We start from the raw sequence: 18,797 nt of genomic DNA on the forward strand, positions 1-18,797 counted from the left end.
GACCGCTCCATCACTCCTGGCTGATAGCGACCCCATGGCATTCCATCCTCTGGACGCACGTCGACCAACCGACCTGTTAAGAACCAGCAGCACGCTCCGCGCGCTGCTGGAGAAGTCCCGTCAACTCGAACGCCTGCAAGCCCTGTTTCAGTCGCGCCTCGAACCCGCCGCGCGAGAACAGTGCCGCGTTGCCTCGTTCGAGAACGGCGTGCTGAAGCTGGTAGTGACCAGCAGTCAATGGGCTACGCGGATGCGCTATCAGCAAAAAAGACTGATCAGGGACCTGCAGACTTTCAACGAATTCGCCACCTTAACGAAAATTCATTGCAAGGTACAACCACCTCTGGTCAAGAAATCACCACCTGTTCGCACTATCAGGCGCTCAAAGGTAGCCAGTCACAGCCTGCAAGAGACTGCCGAGCATGTCTGCGACCCGGCACTCAAAGCGGCGCTCAATCGCCTGGCGCGGCACCACGGCGAATCGGAAAGCCACTGATTGGGCGCGCAGGGACAGGCTCGAGGCCCAAGCTGCAAGCTGCAAGCTGCAAGCTGCAAGCCAGAAGCTTGAGTGGAAGCATCGGACTTTGGGAAGAGGCCTACGCCCTGACAGCTAGCTGGCGAGACTCATGGCTGATTTGCTGATTGCGCCACACGCCTTCCAAAAATCCAGACTGTTATAAAACCTTATGACCCAACACACGGGCTTTGGGCTTTGGGCTTTGGGCTTTGGGTTGGAGCTTGAAGCTTGCGGCTTGCGGCTCGTCGCTTGCGGCGCGATGCCCAATAAAAACGGCCGCCCGAAGGCGGCCGAAAGATAAAACGAAACGAGTAGTGTCGCCGATGTCTGTTGTCAGACAGCAGCGGCAGGCCGCATATAGGAGATTGGAGCGGTACCTGCGTCATCGAAGGTAACCAGTTCCCACGCGTCCTTGTTTGCCAGCAGCGCACGCAACAGCTTGTTGTTCAGCGCGTGTCCGGACTTGTAGCCACGGAACTCGCCAACCAAACTTTTACCCAGCAGGTACAAATCACCGATTGCGTCGAGAATCTTGTGTTTGACGAACTCGTCTTCGTAGCGAAGACCGTCTTCGTTCAACACCCGATACTCATCCACCACAATGGCGTTATCGACACTGCCACCGAGCGCCAGATTCTGCGAACGCAGATACTCGATGTCACGCATGAACCCGAACGTACGGGCGCGACTGACTTCCTTCACAAACGAGGTGCTGGAAAAGTCGACGCAGGCGTGCTGGCTGCGGCCACGGAAAACCGGGTGATCGAAGTCGATACCAAACGACACCTTGAAGCCCTCAAAGGGGACAAAGGTGGCTGTTTTGCCATCTTCTTCTACCGTAACTTCCCGCTTGATCCGAATAAACTGCTTGGCGGCATCCTGTTCTGCGATGCCGGCCGACTGAATCAGAAAGACAAAGGGACCTGCGCTGCCGTCCATGATCGGCACTTCGGCCGCGCTCAGCTCGACGTAGGCATTATCAATACCCAGACCCGCCATTGCCGACAACAGGTGTTCGACCGTGTCTACCTTGGCGCCATCCTTTACCAGGGTCGTGGACATGGTCGTCTCACCGACACATTCGGCACGCGCCGGGATCTCGACCACGGGGTCAAGATCAACCCGGCGAAACACGATACCCGTGTCGACCGGTGCCGGCTTCAGTGTGAGGTAGACCTTCTCACCCGAATGCAGGCCCACACCAGTGGCCCGGATGACGTTTTTCAATGTGCGTTGTCTGATCATGCTTGCCTGCTTCCGCGCTGATTGCGAAAAACTCTCAGTAAACTGGCGTGCATCATAGCAAAGTCAGCTTTTGATGAATACCAATTACCCCTATGCCTTCAATTGACCAGTTCAATCAGCCTGACGACGCAGGAATGCCGGAATATCCAGATAATCCAGATCATCCGCCGGCTGAGTCAGACGAGACGCGGCAGCAGCGCCGGCCGGAGCCTGATTGCGCATGACGGTCGGGCGTTCCAGATCGCGGTAGTTCGGTGCACCGGCTTCCGGACGCTGGACGCTCTGAGCAGGCGCTGCGGCAGTATTGTCGATGACCTTCACCGGCTTCTCACGCGCACCCAGACCGGTTGCAACTACGGTAACCCGCAGTTCGTCACGCAGCTCCGGATCGATAACGGTACCGACCACAACAGTCGCGGTTTCAGAGGCAAACTCTTCGACAGTGCTGCCGACTTCGGAGAACTCGCCCAGCGACAGATCCGGACCGGCGGTAATGTTGACCAGAATACCGCGCGCGCCCATCAGGTTGACGTCCTCCAGCAGCGGGCTGCGGATGGCCGCTTCCGCCGCTTCGCGGGCGCGGTTCGGACCACTGGCGTGGCCGGTACCCATCATTGCCATGCCCATTTCGCTCATGACGGTTTTCACGTCGGCGAAGTCGACGTTGATCATGCCCGGACGCATGATCAGATCAGCGATACCCTGTACCGCGCCCAGCAGCACGTCGTTGGCCTTGCTGAAGGCTGCCAGCAGGCTGGCGTCTTTGCCAAGCACGGTCAGCAGCTTTTCGTTCGGGATGGTGATCAGCGAGTCAACGTGCTGGCTCAGTTCACGGATACCTTCTTCGGCCACCTGCAGACGCTTGCGACCTTCGAACGGGAACGGCTTGGTCACGACGGCGACGGTGAGGATACCCATTTCACGGGCGACTTCTGCAACGATCGGCGCCGCACCGGTACCGGTACCACCACCCATGCCTGCGGTGATGAATACCATGTCAGAGCCCTGCAGCACCTCGGCAATGCGCTCGCGGTCTTCAATCGCAGCCTCACGGCCGATCAGCGGGTTGGCACCGGCACCCAGACCTTTGGTGACACCCGAACCCAGTTGCAGCACGGTACGCGCGCTGACGTTTTTCAGTGCCTGGGCATCGGTGTTGGCGCAGATGAAATCAACACCTTCCACATTGTTCACCACCATGTGCTGCAGCGCGTTGCCGCCGCCACCGCCCACACCGACGACCTTGATTACTGCGTTCTGAGGAACGTTATCGATCAGTTCGAACATGGCCTTTCTCCTTGAATAGCTACTCGTATCGTTTTCGTTTCGTTTACTGCGTCATGCCCGCTTTGGCGGGTCTAGTACTGCAACAGCGCAATCAGAAATTGCCCTGAAACCACTTCTTCACTCGCTCCAGTACCGGAGTCTTGTTGCTCTCACTCGGCTGCGAGCCATGGTCACCGTGATGTTTCATGCCGTAGTGCAGCAAGCCCACGCTGGTGGCGTAGATGGGGTTGCGCACCACGTCGGTGAGCCCTTTGAATTCCTGTGGCATACCGAGGCGAACCGGCATGTGGAAAATCTCCTCGGCCAGCTCGATGGCACCTTCCATCTTGGCGGTGCCACCGGTCATGACGATGCCGGCCGGAATCATGTCTTCGAAGCCGGAGCGGCGCAGTTCGGCCTGAATCAGTGTGAACAGCTCGTCGTAACGCGGCTCAACTACCTCCGCCAACGCCTGGCGAGACAGGTCGCGCGGTGGCCGTTCACCCACACTCGGCACCTTGATGGTTTCCTCCGGGCCGGCCAGCTTGGCCAGCGCGCAGGCATAGCGAATCTTTATTTCCTCGGCGTACTGGGTCGGAGTACGCAGCGCCATGGCGATGTCATTGGTGACCTGGTCACCGGCAATCGGAATCACCGCGGTATGGCGAATGGCGCCTTCGGTAAAGATGGCGATGTCGGTAGTGCCGCCACCGATGTCGACCAGGCACACGCCCAGTTCCTTCTCGTCCTCGGTCAGCACGGCGTAGCTGGATGCCAACTGCTCGAGGATCACGTCTTCGACTTCCAGCCCGCAGCGACGGATGCATTTTTCAATGTTCTGCACCGCGTTGAGCGCACAGGTCACCAGATGCACCTTGGCTTCCAGGCGCACGCCGGACATGCCCAGCGGCTCGCGCACACCTTCCTGGTTATCGATCACATACTCCTGCGGCAGGATATGCAGAACCTTTTGGTCAGCAGGAATGGCGACGGCCTGGCCGGCGTCCAGGACGCGCTCGATATCGGCCTGGACCACTTCGCGATCGCGAATGGCAACAATGCCATTGGAGTTCAGACTGCGAATATGATTACCCGCGATTCCGGCATAGACCGAGTGGATCTGGCAGCCGGCCATCAGCTCGGCTTCCTCGATGGCGCGCTGAATGGACTGCACCGTCGACTCGATGTTGACCACCACGCCCTTCTTGAGTCCGCGCGAAGGATGCGAGCCGATGCCGACGATTTCCAGCGTGCCGTCCGCACCGATCTCGCCGACCAGCGCCACGACCTTGGAGGTGCCGATATCCAGGCCCACAATCATTCTGCTGCCCTGCTTGCTTGCCATAATCTTCCCGTTACTCCGCCGCTTTTTCAGCTTCGCCGACATCACGCCAGGCGACAGCCATGCCATTGCTGTAGCGCAGGTCTACCCGCGCGATCAGTTCCCGACGATCACTGAGCATCAGTTGCTCGATGGTCATGAACCGTTGCATCTTGTCCACCAGATTGTCCCGCCCCAGCAGCAGCTCCATACCGTCATCGGTGGTCAGGAACCAGCTGCCGCGGTCACGCAGCTCCAGCTTGCTGACCACCATGCCCTGCGGACGCAGCAGGCTGCTGAACTGCTGGTACTGACGCATCACCTTGCGCTTGGAGCGCTCGGGGCCGTTGAGCTGAGGCAACTCGCTGAAACGCGCAATCTCCTGTGGTTCAAACGCCTTGCCTTCATTATTCAGCAACGCCTTGTCGCCCCAACGGGCTACCGGCAACTGCTCATCCAGAGCAATCACCAGCTTGTCCGGCCAAACCCGGCGAACCGACGCATCGGCTACCCAGGGCATGGCCAGCAGATCTGCGTGCAGGCCTGCCAGATCGATACCGAGGAAGCTGTCACTCAGGTAAGGCTGTATCACCTGCTGGACGGCGTCCCGATCGATGTACTGCAGCTCACCCTCAACGCTGACCAGTGCAATCGGCCGGTCTGCCAGGGGCATCAACCGGCTGCCAAGTTCGTACAGCCCCATACCGAGCGCGACCAGCAGCAGCGGCCAGAGCAGGTGCTGCGCACGGCCAATCAGGCCGCCCAGGTCGGGGCGCGGCAGACACAGACGCGGCAACTGCCTCGGCTGGGCCGGGGCCACACGCACGGCACCACGCCCACCGGCCTTACGGCGCGATAGCGGTGAGGTGTTGCGTGTGTCGCGAATCGCCTGCATCGGGTTATCCGTCAGTTCAGCGTACCGGCCAGAATGGCCAGCACCAGCGCATCAAAATCCATTCCGGTCGCCTTGGCAGCCATCGGCACCAGGCTGTGATCGGTCATTCCCGGAACGGTGTTCACTTCCAGCAGATAAAAATTGCCCTGCTCATCCTGCATCACGTCGACCCGACCCCAGCCTTTACAGCCAACCGCATCGAACGCCTGCAGGCTGATCGCCTTGAGCTGTTCTTCCTGCTCGGACGGCAGGCCGCACGGGCACAGGTACTGGGTGTCATTGGCCAGATACTTGGCGTCGTAGTCGTAAAAATTGTGCGGGGTGCGCAAGCGAATCGGCGGCAGCGCCTTGCCATCCAGAATGGCAACGGTGAACTCGGCACCCTGCACCCACTGTTCAACCAGTGCTTCGTCGTCGTAGCTGCGCGCACTTTCCCAGGCCGCCTGCAGCTGCTGCAGGTTGTCGGCCTTGGCCATACCGATGCTGGAACCTTCGTGCACCGGCTTGATGATCAGGGGCGTGCCCAGGCGCTCGACGATGCCGGCACACTGCTCGGCGCCGCGCAGCATCGCGTAGGCCGGCGTCGGCAGTCCGATGCTTTGCCAGATCTGCTTGGTACGCAGCTTGTCCATGCCAACCGCAGACGCCATCACGCCGCTGCCGGTATAGGGAATCTGCAGGCTCTCCAGCAGCCCCTGCAGGCTGCCATCCTCACCGCCTCGCCCGTGCAGCGCAATGAACACGCGATCCGGGCGCTGGCTCAGCAGTTGCTCCGCCAGGGACTCATCGGCATCAATGCCATAGGCATCGACACCCGCGTTCTGCAGCGCAGCGAGCACAGCCGCGCCGGATTTCAGCGATACCGCACGCTCGGCGGACTTGCCGCCGTACAACACTGCTACACGCCCAAAGTCAGTTACATCGACCATCAGGCCTTACCTCCGGTATCACGCTTGCCAAGAGCCTCGGCCAACTGGACCGAGAGCCCACCAATATCACCCGCACCCTGGGTCAGCAGAATGTCGCCAGGCTGCAGTACCGCTTCCAGCAGCGGCATAACGTCGGCATCACGCTCGACATAAATCGGGTCCAGCTGACCACGCTGACGAATGCTGCGGCACAGATGCTTGCTGTCTGCCCCCGGAACCGGTTCTTCTCCGGCCGGGTAGACCTCCATCAGCAACAGCGCATTGGCATCGCCCAGCACCTGAACGAAGTCTTCGTAGAGATCACGGGTACGGCTGTAGCGGTGCGGCTGGTAGAGCATGACCAGGCGACGCTCGGGCCAGCCGGCACGGACCGCCTTGATAACCGCAGCCACCTCACGCGGGTGGTGGCCGTAGTCGTCGACCAGCATTACTTCGCCGTTGCCCCACTGGAAGTTGCCCTGCACCTGGAAGCGACGACCGACGCCCTGGAACCCGGTCAGACCTTCGATGATGGCGCGATCGGAAACGCCTTCGTCGGTCGCCACCGCAATGGTCGCCAGCGAGTTCAGCACGTTGTGTACACCCGGCATGTTGACCGAGACCTTGAGTGGTTCGCGGCCCTCACGCAGCACGGTGAAGTAGGTCTGCATACCCTTCTGATGGATATCTACCGCGCGGATGTCGGCATCCTCGGACTGACCGTAGGTGATCACCTGACGGTTGATCTGCGGCAGAATCTCGCGCACCACCGGATCATCGATGCACAGCACTGCCAGCCCGTAGAACGGCAGGTTGTGCAGAAACTCGACGAAGGTGCGCTTCAGTTTGTTGAAGTCGCCCTCGTAGGTCGCCATGTGGTCGGCGTCGATATTGGTGACGATGGCGACCATCGGCTGCAGGTGCAAAAAGGAGGCATCGCTCTCGTCGGCTTCGGCAACCAGATAGCGGCTTTCACCCAGTTGGGCATTGGTGCCGGCGGCGGTCAGCTTACCGCCGATCACGAAGGTCGGGCTCAAACCATCAGCCGCCAGCACAGAGGCAATCAGACTGGTGGTGGTAGTTTTGCCATGGGTGCCGGCAACCGCAATGCCATGGCGATAGCGCATCAGCTCGGCCAGCATCTCGGCGCGGGGCACCACAGGGATGCGGCGCTCGATGGCGCCCGCCACTTCCGGGTTCTGCGGATTGATCGCGCTGGAAACCACCAGCACATCCGCCTCCTGCACATTCTCGGCACGATGGCCGATATCAATACGGGCGCCAAAGGATTCCAAGCGCTGGGTCACCGCCGAGCGTTTCAGGTCCGAGCCCGATACCTGATAGCCCAGGTTGAGCAGCACTTCGGCAATACCGCACATGCCCACGCCGCCAATGCCAACAAAGTGAATATTGCGGATGCGCCGCATCTCCGGCAGCGTAAAGGTTGCCTGACTGCGCTTGTTAGTGCTCACGGGCTACCTCCAGACAGGCGCGCACCACATCAGCAGTCGCGTTCGGCGTGGCTTGTTCACGGGCTCGTTCGGCCATCTGTTGCAGCAGCTCCGGGTTGTTCATGTAGTTGATCAGGGTGTTGGCCAGTTGCTCATCATCGAGCTGGGCCTGCGGCATCAGCACCGCGGCGCCGCGGTCGGCCAGATAGCGGGCATTGGCGGTTTGATGGTCGTCGATGGCATGCGGCAGCGGAATCAGCAGTGACGGGCGTCCTGCGGCAGCCAGCTCACAGACAGTCAGTGCGCCGGCGCGGCAAATCACCAGATCGGCCCAGGCGTAGGCACCCGCCATATCGGCAATAAACGCCTCTACGTCCGCGCGCACGCCAGCCTGATCATAAGCTTCGCGCGCCATCAGCAGATGCTGCTTGCCGCACTGGTGCACCACCTGCGGGCGCTGAGCCGGTTCGATCCGCGCCAGCGCCTTTGGCAGCAAGTTGTTCAGAGGCATAGCGCCCAGGCTGCCACCCAGCACCAGCAGGCGCAGCGGGCGGCTGCCATCCCAGCTCATCGGCGGGGTAGCAAAAATGTCGTCGCGCACCGGGTTGCCGGTACTGCGACGGTTTGCACCGTCGGCGAAGCTGCCGGCAAAACCTTCGCAGCGACGCTCGGCAAAACGGGCCAGCAAACGGTTGGTGGTGCCGACCACGGCATTCTGCTCATGGATGACCAGCGGAATACGGCGCAGCCAAGCTGCCAGCCCGCCCGGACCGGTAACATAGCCGCCAGCGCCAAGCACGCAAACGGGCTTGAGCGTGCCAAGCAAGCGCAGAGACTGGCCCAGCGCCCGCAAAATACGGAACGGCGCCTTGAGCAGGTCGAGCTTGCCCTTGCCGCGCAGGCCCTGAATATCAATGTAATGGATCGGGAAGCCGGCCTGCGGCACCAGGTCCACCTCAATGCCGCGGCGCGTACCAAGCCAGTGCACTTCGTAGCCCTGATCACGCAGCATGCGGGCACAAGCCAGCGCCGGGAAAACGTGCCCGCCGGTGCCGCCCGCCATGACCAGTACCTTGTTACTCATGGCCGCCCCCTTGTGCCGCCTGGCGACGCTCCCAGTCAATCCGCAGCAGCAGACCGAGGCAAACACAGCACACCACCAGCGAGCTGCCGCCGTAGCTGAGGAACGGCAGGGTCAGCCCCTTGGTCGGCAGCAAACCGATATTCACGCCGACGTTGATCAGAATCTGGCCGCACCACATGATCGCCAGACCATAGGCCAGATAGGCGTGGAACAGCATGCCTCTGGCCTCGGCAGCAAGACCGACATACAGGCCGCGAATCGCAACAAAGACCAGCAGGGCAAAGGCCGCCAGCGCGCCAATCATGCCGAGCTCCTCGGCCAGCACAGCAAACACGAAGTCGGTATGCGCTTCGGGCAGGTAGAACTGTTTCTGAATACTGTTACCCAGACCGACGCCGAACCACTCGCCACGGCCAAAGGCAATAAGCGCCTGGGTCAGCTGGTAGCCGGTGCCGTAAGGGTCCTGCCACGGGTCAAGAAAGCCGGTCAGGCGCTGCAGGCGGTAGGGCTCGGCCCAGACCGCCAGCGCGGCGAGCGCCCCCAGCGAGCCGAACAGCAGCAGGAAGCGGAACAGACCAACACCACCGAGGAACAGCATCCCGGTGGCCGCGCCCATCAGCACCACGGTGGCGCCGAAGTCGGGCTCGACGATCAACAGGCAGGCCATCGGGCCCAGCACCATGAAAGGTTTGAAGAAGCCAAACCACTCTTGCTTGACCTCATCCTTGCGCTGCACCAGATAGCCGGCAAGAAAGACCACTGCAAACAGCTTGGCCAGCTCGGACGGCTGTACGTTGATCGGGCCAACCGCAATCCAGCGCCAGCTACCGTTGACCTCACGGCCGATGCCCGGAATCAGCACCGCCACCAGCCCGGCGAAGCCGAAGAACAGCAGCATGAAGCGAAAGCGTTCCCATACCGCGACCGGTACCGACAGGGTGACGGCCAGCGCAACCAGACTGATCAGCAGATACACGATCTGGCGATTCATGTAGAACAGTGGACTGCCCAGCCGGCCGGCCGCCACTTCCATCGAGGCGGAGGTGACCATGACCAGCCCCAACGCCAGCAATGCGACCGCGCCAACCAGCAGCGGCATATCCATATCAAAGCGCCGCTCGCCGATCAGCGGCGCGGCGGCATCACGCAGGTTGAAGGTCAGATTCATGCGCCCAACCTCCCGACCGCTTCGGCGAACAGCCGACCGCGCTCTTCAAAGTTGCGGAACATGTCCAGGCTCGCACAGGCCGGCGACAGCAGCACCAGATCGCCTTGCTCGGCCAATGACGCCGCAGCGGTTACTGCCTCTTCAATGGAGGCAACGCGAACCAGTCGGGTCTGCGGGTCAAGGGCTGCGGCGATCAGTTCGGCATCACGGCCAAGCAGCACAACGGCGCAGCAGCTTGCTGCCACCGGTTCTCGCAACGATGAAAAGTCAGCACCCTTACCGTCGCCACCGGCGATCAGCACCAGCTTGCCGCTCATGTCCGCGGCAAAGCCGTTGATGGCCGCGAGCGCCGCGCCCACATTGGTTGCCTTGGAATCATCGAAATACTCGACACCGGCGTGGCTGCCAACCCACTGGCAGCGGTGCGCCAGCCCCGGGAATGCCTTCAGCGCCTGCAGCATGGCGTCCATCGGCAGGCCAGCCGCCTGACCCAGCGCCAGCGCGGCCAAGGCATTGGCCTGGTTGTGCGAACCGCGAATGCGCAACTCACAGACCGGCATCAGTGCGGTGAACTCGTAAGCCAGCCAGGTCTGGCCATCCTGCTCAATCAGCCCGAAGCCCTTGAAGTCGGGGCGTGACAGACCAAAGCTCAGGCATGGCAGTTGATCGGCAATCAGCGGCCGCGACAGCGAGTCATCGCGGTTGATCACCACCTGCTGCGCACCACGGAAAATCCGGTGCTTGGCCATGTGATAGGCCGGCAGACCGCTGTAGCGATCCATATGATCTTCACTGACGTTCAATACAGTGGCGACCAGCGCGTTCAGGCGGTCGGTGGTTTCCAGCTGGAAGCTCGACAGCTCCAGCACGTAAAGCTCGGCATCCTGATCCAGCAAATCCAGCGCCGGCGTGCCCAGATTGCCGCCCACGGCGACCTTCACGCCCGCCGCCTGCGCCATCTCACCCACCAGTGTGGTAACCGTGCTCTTGGCATTGGAACCGGTAATCGCAACGATCGGCGCCTTGGCCGCCCGCGCGAACAGCTCGATATCACCAACGATGGAAACGCCTGCTTTGGCCGCCGTCTGCAGCGCCGGTGTGGCCAGTGCGATACCGGGACTGACGATCAGCTCGTCTGCGCTGCTCAGCAGGTTTTCGTCCAATTCGCCCAGATACAGATCAGCCATGGGGGCAAAGCGTTTGAGCTGCTCCAGACCCGGCGGATTCTGGCGGGTGTCGGCCACGGCAAAGGACAGGCCCTGGCCTGCCAGATAACGGGCGACCGAGAGCCCGCTGCTGCCGAGCCCGACGATAATCCGTTTTTTGTCCGTGGTAATCAGAGACACGCTCTGCTCCTCAACGCAGTTTCAGGGTGGCAAGACCGATCAGCACCAGTACCACGGTGATGATCCAGAAGCGCACGATGACGCGCGGCTCCGGCCAGCCCTTGAGTTCAAAGTGGTGGTGAATGGGCGCCATGCGGAACACCCGGCGACCGGTCAGCTTGAACGACGCTACCTGCACGATCACCGACAGCGTCTCCACCACAAAAATGCCGCCCATGATGAACAGGACGATTTCCTGCCGGACGATCACGGCAATCACACCCAGCGCTGCACCCAGCGCCAGCGCGCCGACATCGCCCATAAAAACCTGAGCCGGATAGGTGTTGAACCAGAGAAATCCGAGACCGGCGCCCAGCAGCGCACCACAGAAGATGATCAGCTCGCCAGCACCCGGCACATAGGGAATCAGCAGATACTCGGCAAATTTCGCGTTACCTGACAGATAGGCAAAGATGCCCAGCGCACCGCCCACCATGACCGTCGGCATGATCGCCAGCCCGTCCAGGCCATCGGTCAGGTTGACTGCATTGCTTGAGCCGACGATGACGAAATAGGTCAGCACCACAAACAACGCGCCCAACTGGAACTCGACCTGCTTGAAGAACGGCACGATCAGGGTGGTCTCGACCGGTGTCTTGGCTGCCATATACAGCACTACGGCTGCAGCCAGACCGAATACCGACTGCCAGAAATACTTCCAGCGCGAAGGCAGGCCGCGCGAATTTTTCTCGATCACCTTGCGATAGTCGTCCACCCAGCCAACCGCACCAAAGCTGAAGGTAACGCCCAGTACCACCCAGACATACAGATTGCTGAGGTCTGCCCACAACAGAGTGCTGACACCGATGGCAACCAGAATCAATGCGCCGCCCATGGTTGGCGTGCCCTTCTTGGACAGGTGCGACTGCGGACCGTCATTGCGCACCGCCTGGCCGATCTGCCGAATCTGCAGCGTACGAATCATCCAGGGCCCCAGAAACAGCGCCATCGCCAGCGCCGTCAGCACACCCAGAATGCCGCGCAGGGTCAGATACTGGAATACGGCAAAGCCGGAGTAGTACTGCTGGAGGAATTCGGCGAGTAAAAGCAACATATCAGCTGGCCCCGTTATCGTTGTCGTGCGCGTCCGCCGGGGCCAGAAGGCCGGCGACCACTACATCCATGCCCGCACTGCGCGAGCCTTTGACCAACACCCGGGTGTTGGCATCCAGATCCTGTTTGATGGCATCGATCAGCGCTTCGCGGCTATCGAACAGCCAGCCGTTGGCACCGAATGCGCCCACCGCCAGCGCAGACAGCCTGCCTGTCGCATAGAGCCCGTCCAGGCCCCGCTCACGTGCATGCAGACCAACGTCACGATGACTCTGCTCGGCCCATTCGCCCAGCTCGCCCATATCGCCCAGCACCAGCAGACGCCGACCGGACAGGCTGGCCAGCACATCGATGGCGGCCTTCACAGACGCCGGGTTGGCGTTGTAGGCGTCGTCAATGATTTGTGCACCACCAATGCCGTTCAGCCAGTTGCCGCGCCCCGCCACCGGCGCAAGGGACAGCAGACCCCGGGCAATCGCATCCAGTGGCGCACCTGCCGCCAGCGCCGCGCCCGCCGCTGCCAGCGCATTGGCAATATTGTGTTCCCCGCGCAACTGCAGACGAACCGGGACCACGCCGACCGGGGTCACCAGATTGAAGTGCGGACATCCGGTGGCGTCGATCTCGACCTCTTCGGCGCGCAGCTGTGCAGTCGGATTCTTCAGGCTGAACGAGCATGCGGTACGTCGGCTGCCGAGCAACTGATACCACTGCTCGAACCAGGGGCTGTCCAGATTTAGGATGGCCTGACCGCCATCGGGCAGCGCGCTGACGATCTCGCCCTTGGCCCTGGCAATGCTCTCCGGACTGCCAAACCGGCCAACATGCGCCATGCCGGCGTTGGTCAGCACACTGATCTGCGGTTTGACCAGACCCATGGTGTAGTTGATATCGCCCACCTGCGCCGCGCCCATCTCGATCACGGCAAAGCGGTGCTCGGCATCAAGCTGCAGCAGGGTCAGCGGCACGCCAAGTTCGTTGTTCAGATTGCCCTGGGTGGCCAGTACCGGCCCGCACTCACGCAAAATGGCGGCGAGCATTTCCTTTACCGTGGTCTTGCCACTGGAGCCGGTAATGCCGATCACGGTGCCGCGGAACTGATCGCGCACCAGGGCGCCCAGCTGGCCCAGAGCCAGTTGGCAATCGTGCACCAGCAATTGCGGCAGCGGATCATCGACAAGGTATTCGACCATGGCCGCTGCAGCGCCGTTTTCGCGGGCCTGGGCGACAAAGTCGTGGCCATTGCTGCGGCTGCCGGGCAGCGCAACAAACAGGCCGCCCCTGGCAACCTTGCGGGCATCAATGCTGACGCTGTCGAAATGGGTATCTACCCCGTTGAGGGTGGCGGCCAGCGGCTTGAGCAGATCGGACAGACGCAACGCATCAAGCATGGGCGGCCTCCCACTGCTGCAGCGCGAGGCTGGCCTGTTCAATATCGCTGAAGGGGTGACGCACTCCGTCAATCTCCTGGTAATTCTCGTGACCCTTGCCGGCGAGCAGAATCACATCGCCGGGCCGCGCTGCCGCAATCGTACTGGCGATGGCTTGCGCACGGTTGGGTATGACGGTCAGTGCCTGCGGGTGTTCCGCACCCTGACAAATTTGTTCGATGATTTGCTGCGAAGGCTCGGTTCTCGGGTTGTCATCGGTGACCACCACGGCCTCGGCAAACTGTTCGGCAACCCGCGCCATCATCGGCCGCTTGCCGTTATCCCGGTCGCCGCCGCACCCGAAGATGCAGACAACCCGCCCTGCTGCATGCTGATGCAGAGCGGTCAGAGCCTTCTCCAGTGCATCCGGGGTATGCGCGTAATCGACCACCACCAGCGGCAGGTCGCCGCCGCCAAGGCGCTGCATGCGACCGGCTGGCGGCTGCAACTGCGCGACCTGCTCAACGGCTGCGCCGGCATCGACGCCCAGCGCCAGCAGACTGCCCAGCACGGCGAGCAGGTTGCTCATATTGAAACTGCCCAGCAGCGGGCTGCGCAGGGCAAACTCGCGGCCCTGCACCTGCAACCGGGCGTTCAGCCCAAGGCTGTCACAGAGCAGCTCTCGGCAATACAGCGTCGCAGCAGGATCGCTCAGGCTGTAACCGATAACCGGCGCGGCGCAGCGCTCGGCCAGCTCACGCCCGAAAGCGTCATCCAGGTTGACCACAGCCGCCTGCAGATCGCGCTGGAACAGCTGCGCCTTGGCTTCGCCGTAGGCAGCCATGGTGCCGTGATAGTCCAGATGATCGCGACTCAGATTGGTAAACACCGCCACAGCAAAACGCACCGCGGCAACGCGGTGCTGGTCCAGCGCATGGGAGGACACCTCCATCGCCACGTGGCTTGCGCCCTGATCACGCATCGACGCCAGTTGCGCCTGTACCGCAACGGCATCTGGCGTGGTCATGCCATGATCAATCAGCGCACCCGCCAGGCCGCTGCCAAGGGTACCGATCACGCCGCAGCGGCTGCCCAGACGGTCCAGCGCCTGCGCCAGCATCTGACTGACGCTGGTCTTGCCGTTGGTGCCGGTGATACCGATCACCTGCAGCGCGGCGCTGGGCTGCTGATAAAACCGGTCAGCCAGCGCAGACAATTGTTCCGCCAGCCCTTCAATCTGCACCGACGGCACGGCCAGCTGGTGTGCGACAGCGCCCTGCGATTCCAGAACGACCGCGGCGGCACCAGCAGCAACAGCCTGGGCAATATAGTCCCGGCCGTCGTGACGCAGACCGGGGAACGCAACAAACAGATCACCATCACGCACGTGGCGGCTGTCGAGGGTGATGCCGCCAATATCCGCGTCGGCGTGTACCTTGCCAGGGAATAGCTGAGACAGCTTCATCGCGGCTCTCCGGTGGTGACCAATGCCGGCGGCGATGGCAGTGCAGGCTGCTCCAGCGAAGCCAGATTATCGGGCGCCACGTTCATCAGCCGCAGTGCATTGGACATCAGCCCGCCAAATACCGGGGCCGCAACCAGACCGCCGTAGTAGCCGCCGTTGCTGGGCTCATCGATGACCACGGCAATGGCGATGCGCGGGTCACTGCTCGGGCCGAACCCGGCAAACAGCGAACGATAGGAGTCTTCCTGATAGCCCTTGCTCGAGGTACTGGCCTTGCGTGCGGTACCACTCTTGCCGGATACGTGATAGCCCGGAACCCGCGCCCTGTGGGTGCCGCCCTCGGCCTCAATGACGTTCTGCAGCATTTCCTGAACCATTCGGGTGGCATCTTCCGGCAGCACCTGCTGGGTGTCGGGCAAACCGTCCACCCGCAGCAAAGACATCGGCACCTTGCGACCGTCGTTGGCCAGAATCGCATAGGCCTGCGCCAGCTGAACGGCGGTTACCGACAGGCCGTAGCCATAGGAAAGGGCCGCGGTTTCGGCCGAGCGCCAGGTGCGGTAGGTCGGCAGCTTGCCGACGCTTTCGCCCGGGAAACCAACACCGGTGTACTCACCCAGGCCCACCGCCGCCATAGCGTCATGTACCGCTTCGCCGCCAATATCCAGCGCCACCTTGCTCATGCCGACGTTACTGGATTTGAGCAGAATGCCCGCCAGATCGAGTACGCCACCCGGTGCCCTTGATACATCGCGAATGGTGTAACGACCGATTCGCAGGGTGCCCGGATAGACATTGACCTGATCGCTCGGCTTCCAGCGGCCGGTCGCCAGAGCAGCGGTCATGGAAATCGGCTTCATGGTCGAACCCGGCTCGAACACATCGATCATGGCGCGATTGCGCATCATGCTCGGCTGCAGATTGGCCCGATTGTTGGGGTTATAGGACGGCTGATTGACCATCGCCAGCACTTCACCGGTATGCACGTCGAGCATCACGACCGACCCGGCCTTGGCGCCGAACTCCTGCATACCTTCGCGCAGCTGACGGTGCGCCAGATACTGCAGACGCAGATCGATAGAGAGGCGCAAGTCATTGCCCGGACGGGCGTTGCTGACCACCTGCACATCCTTGATCAGACGACCACGGCGGTCCTGCAAAACCTGGCGCTTGCCCGGCACACCTTGAAGCCACTGGTCATAGGCCAGCTCAAGCCCTTCCTGGCCCTGCTCGTCAACATTGGTGAAGCCGACCAGATGCGCCGCCACCTCACCGGCAGGGTAAAAGCGGCGGTATTCTTCGATGCTGTAGACGCCGTGCACCTTGAGCGCCATCACCGCTTCGCCGGAGGCCGGGGTCATGCGCCGCCGCAGATAGATGAACTCTTTGTCGGCATTGGCCTTGAGGCGCTCGCTGAAGGTCGCCAGATCGGTACCCAGGGCGCTGGCAAGCTCCGGCCAGTGAGCCTGCTGATCGATCAGCTGCGACGGGTTGGCCCAAATGGTCAACACCGGTGTACTGACTGCCAACGGCTCACCGTTGCGGTCGGTGATCTGACCCCGGTGAGCCGGAATCGGCACATGGCGCACACTGCGCTTGTCGCCCTGACTGCGCAGGAAGCCTTCGTCCAGCACATGCAGCTCGGCAATGCGCCAGACAACCGCTGCGCAGCACAGCCCAAGCAGCCCGATAACCAGGCGAAAACGCCAGGGGTACAGGCTACCGTTGGACTTGAGCGCAAATCGCTTCATGGTTTCACCAGAATCACGTCGCTGGGCTCAGGGACGTGCATACCGAGCTGTTCGGTGGCAATCCGTTCAATGCGGCTGTAGGCCGTCCAGGTGCTCTGCTCCAGCACCAGCCGTCCCCATTCCGCCTGCGCCTTCTCACGCACATCCATCTCGGTCGCCAACTCGTTGAGCAGCTGACGGCTCCAGTGGGCGCTGTAGGACACTGCCAGCGCACTGGCAACGCCCAGCACGAACACCAGCGTCAGCCAGCCACTGCCAGTCGGCAGGCCGGGACGCTTCGACAGTGGCGCAGGCGCGTTCATCAGCGCTTCTCCGCAATACGCAGCACGGCGCTGCGGGCACGGGGGTTGGCATCGATCTCGGCGGCACTCGGCTTGATCGCCTTGCCGACCAGATTGATCGACACCGGAATATCAATGTCGCGAATCGGCAGGTCACGCGGAATCGGAGCGCCCTTGGCCTCACGACGCATGAACTGCTTGACCATGCGATCTTCCAGCGAGTGGAAGCTGATTACCGCCAGGCGGCCGGCCGGTGCCAGGACATCCAGCGCTGCACGCAGGCCATCGGCCAGATCATCCAGCTCGCGGTTGATGAAAATGCGAATGCCCTGGAACGCGCGGGTCGCCGGGTGCTTACCCTTTTCCCAGGCGGGGTTGGCTTCCTTGATGACCGCAGCCAGATCACCGGTGCGGGTAAAGGGCTGCACTGCGCGGCGGGTTACTACCGCCCGGGCCATACGCTTGGAGAAGCGTTCCTCACCGTACTCCTTGAGCACGGTGGCGATATCCGCCTCGCTGGCACTGTTGACCCAGTCGGCTGCACTCTGGCCAACACCGGGATTCATGCGCATGTCGAGCGGGCCGTCATTAAGAAAACTGAAGCCACGGGTCGGATCATCGAGCTGGGGCGAGGACACACCCAGATCCAGCAAAACACCACTGATACGCCCGTGCAGACCGCGCGCACGCATTTCGTCAGCCATCTCGGCAAAGGACCGCTGTACAACGACAAAGCGGCCGTCTTCGGCCGCCAGTTGTTCGCCAGCCCGGATGGCTTCCGGATCTTTGTCAAAGGCAATCAGCCTGCCCTCTGGCCCCAAGCGGGCGAGCAATGCTCGACTATGACCTCCTCGGCCGAAGGTGCCGTCGATATAGATGCCGTCAGGCTGAATGGCGAGCGCATCAAGCGCCTCGTTCAGCAATACACTGATATGGGAATAGGAGGACACGGTTCTCACAGGCTCAGCGAGTGCAGTTCAGCCGGCAACTCGCCAGCCTCCTGCGACTCGTCCAGATAGGCAGAGGTGGTAGCAGTCCAGGCGTCTTCACTCCAGAGCTCGAACTTACCGATTTGACCGACCAGCATTACCTTCTTGTCCAGCCCGGCGTATTCACGCAGCAGCGGCGGAACGACAAAGCGACCGGCTCCATCCAGCTCAAGCTCGAAGGCATTACCGATCAGCAGTCGTTGCAGACGCTTGACCGCAGGATTCATGTTGGGCGCCTGCCGCAGCTTGGCTTCGACGGCCTCCCATTCGTGCAGGGGGTAAATCCAGAGACAACGGTCTTCCAGCGCGATAGTGACAACCAACTGTCCATCACAGGACGCCAACAGACGGTCGCGATAGCGCGCAGGCATCGCGAGTCGCCCTTTGGCGTCGAGATTGATGGCATTGGCTCCGCGAAACACGTTGTCGTCCTTCCCCTAGATAATTGGCCGGAGCTCGCCAAAAAATCCCACTCCGTCCCACATAACACCACTTTGCGACACTATAGAAATGCACCTATACAGCGTCAAGAGCCGCACAGAGGAAAAAAACCTTGCACAGCAGTGGTTTAGGTGGTTTTAGCGGGAATGTGGATGCAAAAGAGGGTATTAGGAAGCAACAAAAAATAACCAAAGCAAAAAGATCGCC

At 61.6% G+C, this 18,797-nt stretch carries 17 protein-coding genes; 1 reads left to right on the plus strand and 16 read right to left on the minus strand.

Annotation, left to right across the window (positions count from 1 at the left end):
- Positions 1 to 34 precede the first annotated feature (34 nt).
- Entirely contained in the window at positions 35 to 496 is a 462-nt protein-coding gene (locus tag O5O48_RS01360) for a DUF721 domain-containing protein (protein ID WP_269687950.1), read from the plus strand.
- A 354-nt stretch (positions 497 to 850) separates the two neighbouring features.
- On the opposite strand, the gene lpxC is transcribed toward O5O48_RS01360, so the two are convergent.
- The 16 genes from lpxC to mraZ form a co-directional block, all read right to left on the minus strand.
- Complete coding sequence (gene lpxC / locus O5O48_RS01365; RefSeq protein WP_088274837.1) at positions 851 to 1,762, minus strand: UDP-3-O-acyl-N-acetylglucosamine deacetylase; 912 nt, start codon at positions 1,760 to 1,762, stop codon at positions 851 to 853.
- Positions 1,763 to 1,873: 111 nt separating this feature from the next.
- A complete protein-coding gene (gene ftsZ / locus O5O48_RS01370) occupies positions 1,874 to 3,049 on the minus strand; it encodes a cell division protein FtsZ (RefSeq protein ID WP_228245790.1) in 1,176 nt (391 codons plus the stop codon).
- Between the two features lie 91 nt (positions 3,050 to 3,140).
- Positions 3,141 to 4,373, minus strand: coding sequence for a cell division protein FtsA (gene ftsA / locus O5O48_RS01375; RefSeq protein WP_088274833.1), 1,233 nt, complete (start codon positions 4,371 to 4,373; stop codon positions 3,141 to 3,143).
- 10 nt (positions 4,374 to 4,383) lie between these two features.
- Positions 4,384 to 5,244, minus strand: a complete 861-nt coding sequence (locus O5O48_RS01380; protein WP_269687951.1) for a cell division protein FtsQ/DivIB — start codon at positions 5,242 to 5,244, stop codon at positions 4,384 to 4,386.
- An 11-nt stretch (positions 5,245 to 5,255) separates the two neighbouring features.
- On the minus strand, positions 5,256 to 6,173 hold the full coding sequence (locus tag O5O48_RS01385; protein WP_228245788.1) for a D-alanine--D-alanine ligase: 918 nt from the start codon (positions 6,171 to 6,173) through the stop codon (positions 5,256 to 5,258).
- Positions 6,173 to 7,579: a UDP-N-acetylmuramate--L-alanine ligase gene (gene murC, locus O5O48_RS01390; protein ID WP_233049836.1), complete on the minus strand. Its 1,407-nt coding sequence runs from the start codon at positions 7,577 to 7,579 to the stop codon at positions 6,173 to 6,175. The genes O5O48_RS01385 and murC overlap by 1 nt, the downstream gene beginning before the upstream one ends.
- Before the next feature lie 34 nt (positions 7,580 to 7,613).
- A complete protein-coding gene (murG, locus tag O5O48_RS01395) occupies positions 7,614 to 8,687 on the minus strand; it encodes an undecaprenyldiphospho-muramoylpentapeptide beta-N-acetylglucosaminyltransferase (protein WP_269687952.1) in 1,074 nt (357 codons plus the stop codon).
- Positions 8,680 to 9,855: a putative lipid II flippase FtsW gene (gene ftsW, locus O5O48_RS01400; protein ID WP_088274825.1), complete on the minus strand. Its 1,176-nt coding sequence runs from the start codon at positions 9,853 to 9,855 to the stop codon at positions 8,680 to 8,682. Before ftsW ends, murG begins: the two co-directional genes overlap by 8 nt.
- Entirely contained in the window at positions 9,852 to 11,201 is a 1,350-nt protein-coding gene (murD, locus tag O5O48_RS01405; RefSeq protein ID WP_269687953.1) for a UDP-N-acetylmuramoyl-L-alanine--D-glutamate ligase, read from the minus strand. The genes ftsW and murD overlap by 4 nt, the downstream gene beginning before the upstream one ends.
- 10 nt (positions 11,202 to 11,211) lie before the next feature.
- On the minus strand, positions 11,212 to 12,294 hold the full coding sequence (gene mraY / locus O5O48_RS01410; protein ID WP_228245785.1) for a phospho-N-acetylmuramoyl-pentapeptide-transferase: 1,083 nt from the start codon (positions 12,292 to 12,294) through the stop codon (positions 11,212 to 11,214).
- 1 nt (position 12,295) lies between these two features.
- Positions 12,296 to 13,684, minus strand: a complete 1,389-nt coding sequence (locus O5O48_RS01415) for a UDP-N-acetylmuramoyl-tripeptide--D-alanyl-D-alanine ligase (protein ID WP_269687954.1) — start codon at positions 13,682 to 13,684, stop codon at positions 12,296 to 12,298.
- Positions 13,677 to 15,128, minus strand: a complete 1,452-nt coding sequence (locus O5O48_RS01420) for a UDP-N-acetylmuramoyl-L-alanyl-D-glutamate--2,6-diaminopimelate ligase (RefSeq protein WP_269687955.1) — start codon at positions 15,126 to 15,128, stop codon at positions 13,677 to 13,679. The genes O5O48_RS01415 and O5O48_RS01420 overlap by 8 nt, the downstream gene beginning before the upstream one ends.
- The gene (locus O5O48_RS01425; protein WP_228245782.1) at positions 15,125 to 16,879 is read right to left on the minus strand and encodes a peptidoglycan D,D-transpeptidase FtsI family protein; all 1,755 of its coding nucleotides are present in this window, start codon (positions 16,877 to 16,879) and stop codon (positions 15,125 to 15,127) included. The genes O5O48_RS01420 and O5O48_RS01425 overlap by 4 nt, the downstream gene beginning before the upstream one ends.
- Positions 16,876 to 17,181: a cell division protein FtsL gene (ftsL, locus tag O5O48_RS01430; protein ID WP_269687956.1), complete on the minus strand. Its 306-nt coding sequence runs from the start codon at positions 17,179 to 17,181 to the stop codon at positions 16,876 to 16,878. The genes O5O48_RS01425 and ftsL overlap by 4 nt, the downstream gene beginning before the upstream one ends.
- Entirely contained in the window at positions 17,181 to 18,119 is a 939-nt protein-coding gene (gene rsmH / locus O5O48_RS01435; RefSeq protein ID WP_269687957.1) for a 16S rRNA (cytosine(1402)-N(4))-methyltransferase RsmH, read from the minus strand. Before rsmH ends, ftsL begins: the two co-directional genes overlap by 1 nt.
- Complete coding sequence (gene mraZ / locus O5O48_RS01440; protein WP_088274809.1) at positions 18,116 to 18,571, minus strand: division/cell wall cluster transcriptional repressor MraZ; 456 nt, start codon at positions 18,569 to 18,571, stop codon at positions 18,116 to 18,118. Before mraZ ends, rsmH begins: the two co-directional genes overlap by 4 nt.
- Positions 18,572 to 18,797 lie beyond the last annotated feature (226 nt).

It is taken from the genome of Halopseudomonas sp. MFKK-1 (genome assembly GCF_027474385.1).
GTDB lineage: Bacteria > Pseudomonadota > Gammaproteobacteria > Pseudomonadales > Pseudomonadaceae > Halopseudomonas > Halopseudomonas aestusnigri.

Coding starts and splice junctions, on each gene's coding strand:
- O5O48_RS01360 (WP_269687950.1), top strand. CDS start 35: ATGGCATTCCATCCTCTGGACGCACGTCGACCAACCGACCTGTTAAGA.
- lpxC (WP_088274837.1), bottom strand. CDS start 1,762: ATGATCAGACAACGCACATTGAAAAACGTCATCCGGGCCACTGGTGTG.
- ftsZ (WP_228245790.1), bottom strand. CDS start 3,049: ATGTTCGAACTGATCGATAACGTTCCTCAGAACGCAGTAATCAAGGTC.
- ftsA (WP_088274833.1), bottom strand. CDS start 4,373: ATGGCAAGCAAGCAGGGCAGCAGAATGATTGTGGGCCTGGATATCGGC.
- O5O48_RS01380 (WP_269687951.1), bottom strand. CDS start 5,244: ATGCAGGCGATTCGCGACACACGCAACACCTCACCGCTATCGCGCCGT.
- O5O48_RS01385 (WP_228245788.1), bottom strand. CDS start 6,173: ATGGTCGATGTAACTGACTTTGGGCGTGTAGCAGTGTTGTACGGCGGC.
- murC (WP_233049836.1), bottom strand. CDS start 7,579: ATGCGGCGCATCCGCAATATTCACTTTGTTGGCATTGGCGGCGTGGGC.
- murG (WP_269687952.1), bottom strand. CDS start 8,687: ATGAGTAACAAGGTACTGGTCATGGCGGGCGGCACCGGCGGGCACGTT.
- ftsW (WP_088274825.1), bottom strand. CDS start 9,855: ATGAATCTGACCTTCAACCTGCGTGATGCCGCCGCGCCGCTGATCGGC.
- mraY (WP_228245785.1), bottom strand. CDS start 12,294: ATGTTGCTTTTACTCGCCGAATTCCTCCAGCAGTACTACTCCGGCTTT.
- O5O48_RS01415 (WP_269687954.1), bottom strand. CDS start 13,684: ATGCTTGATGCGTTGCGTCTGTCCGATCTGCTCAAGCCGCTGGCCGCC.
- O5O48_RS01420 (WP_269687955.1), bottom strand. CDS start 15,128: ATGAAGCTGTCTCAGCTATTCCCTGGCAAGGTACACGCCGACGCGGAT.
- O5O48_RS01425 (WP_228245782.1), bottom strand. CDS start 16,879: ATGAAGCGATTTGCGCTCAAGTCCAACGGTAGCCTGTACCCCTGGCGT.
- ftsL (WP_269687956.1), bottom strand. CDS start 17,181: ATGAACGCGCCTGCGCCACTGTCGAAGCGTCCCGGCCTGCCGACTGGC.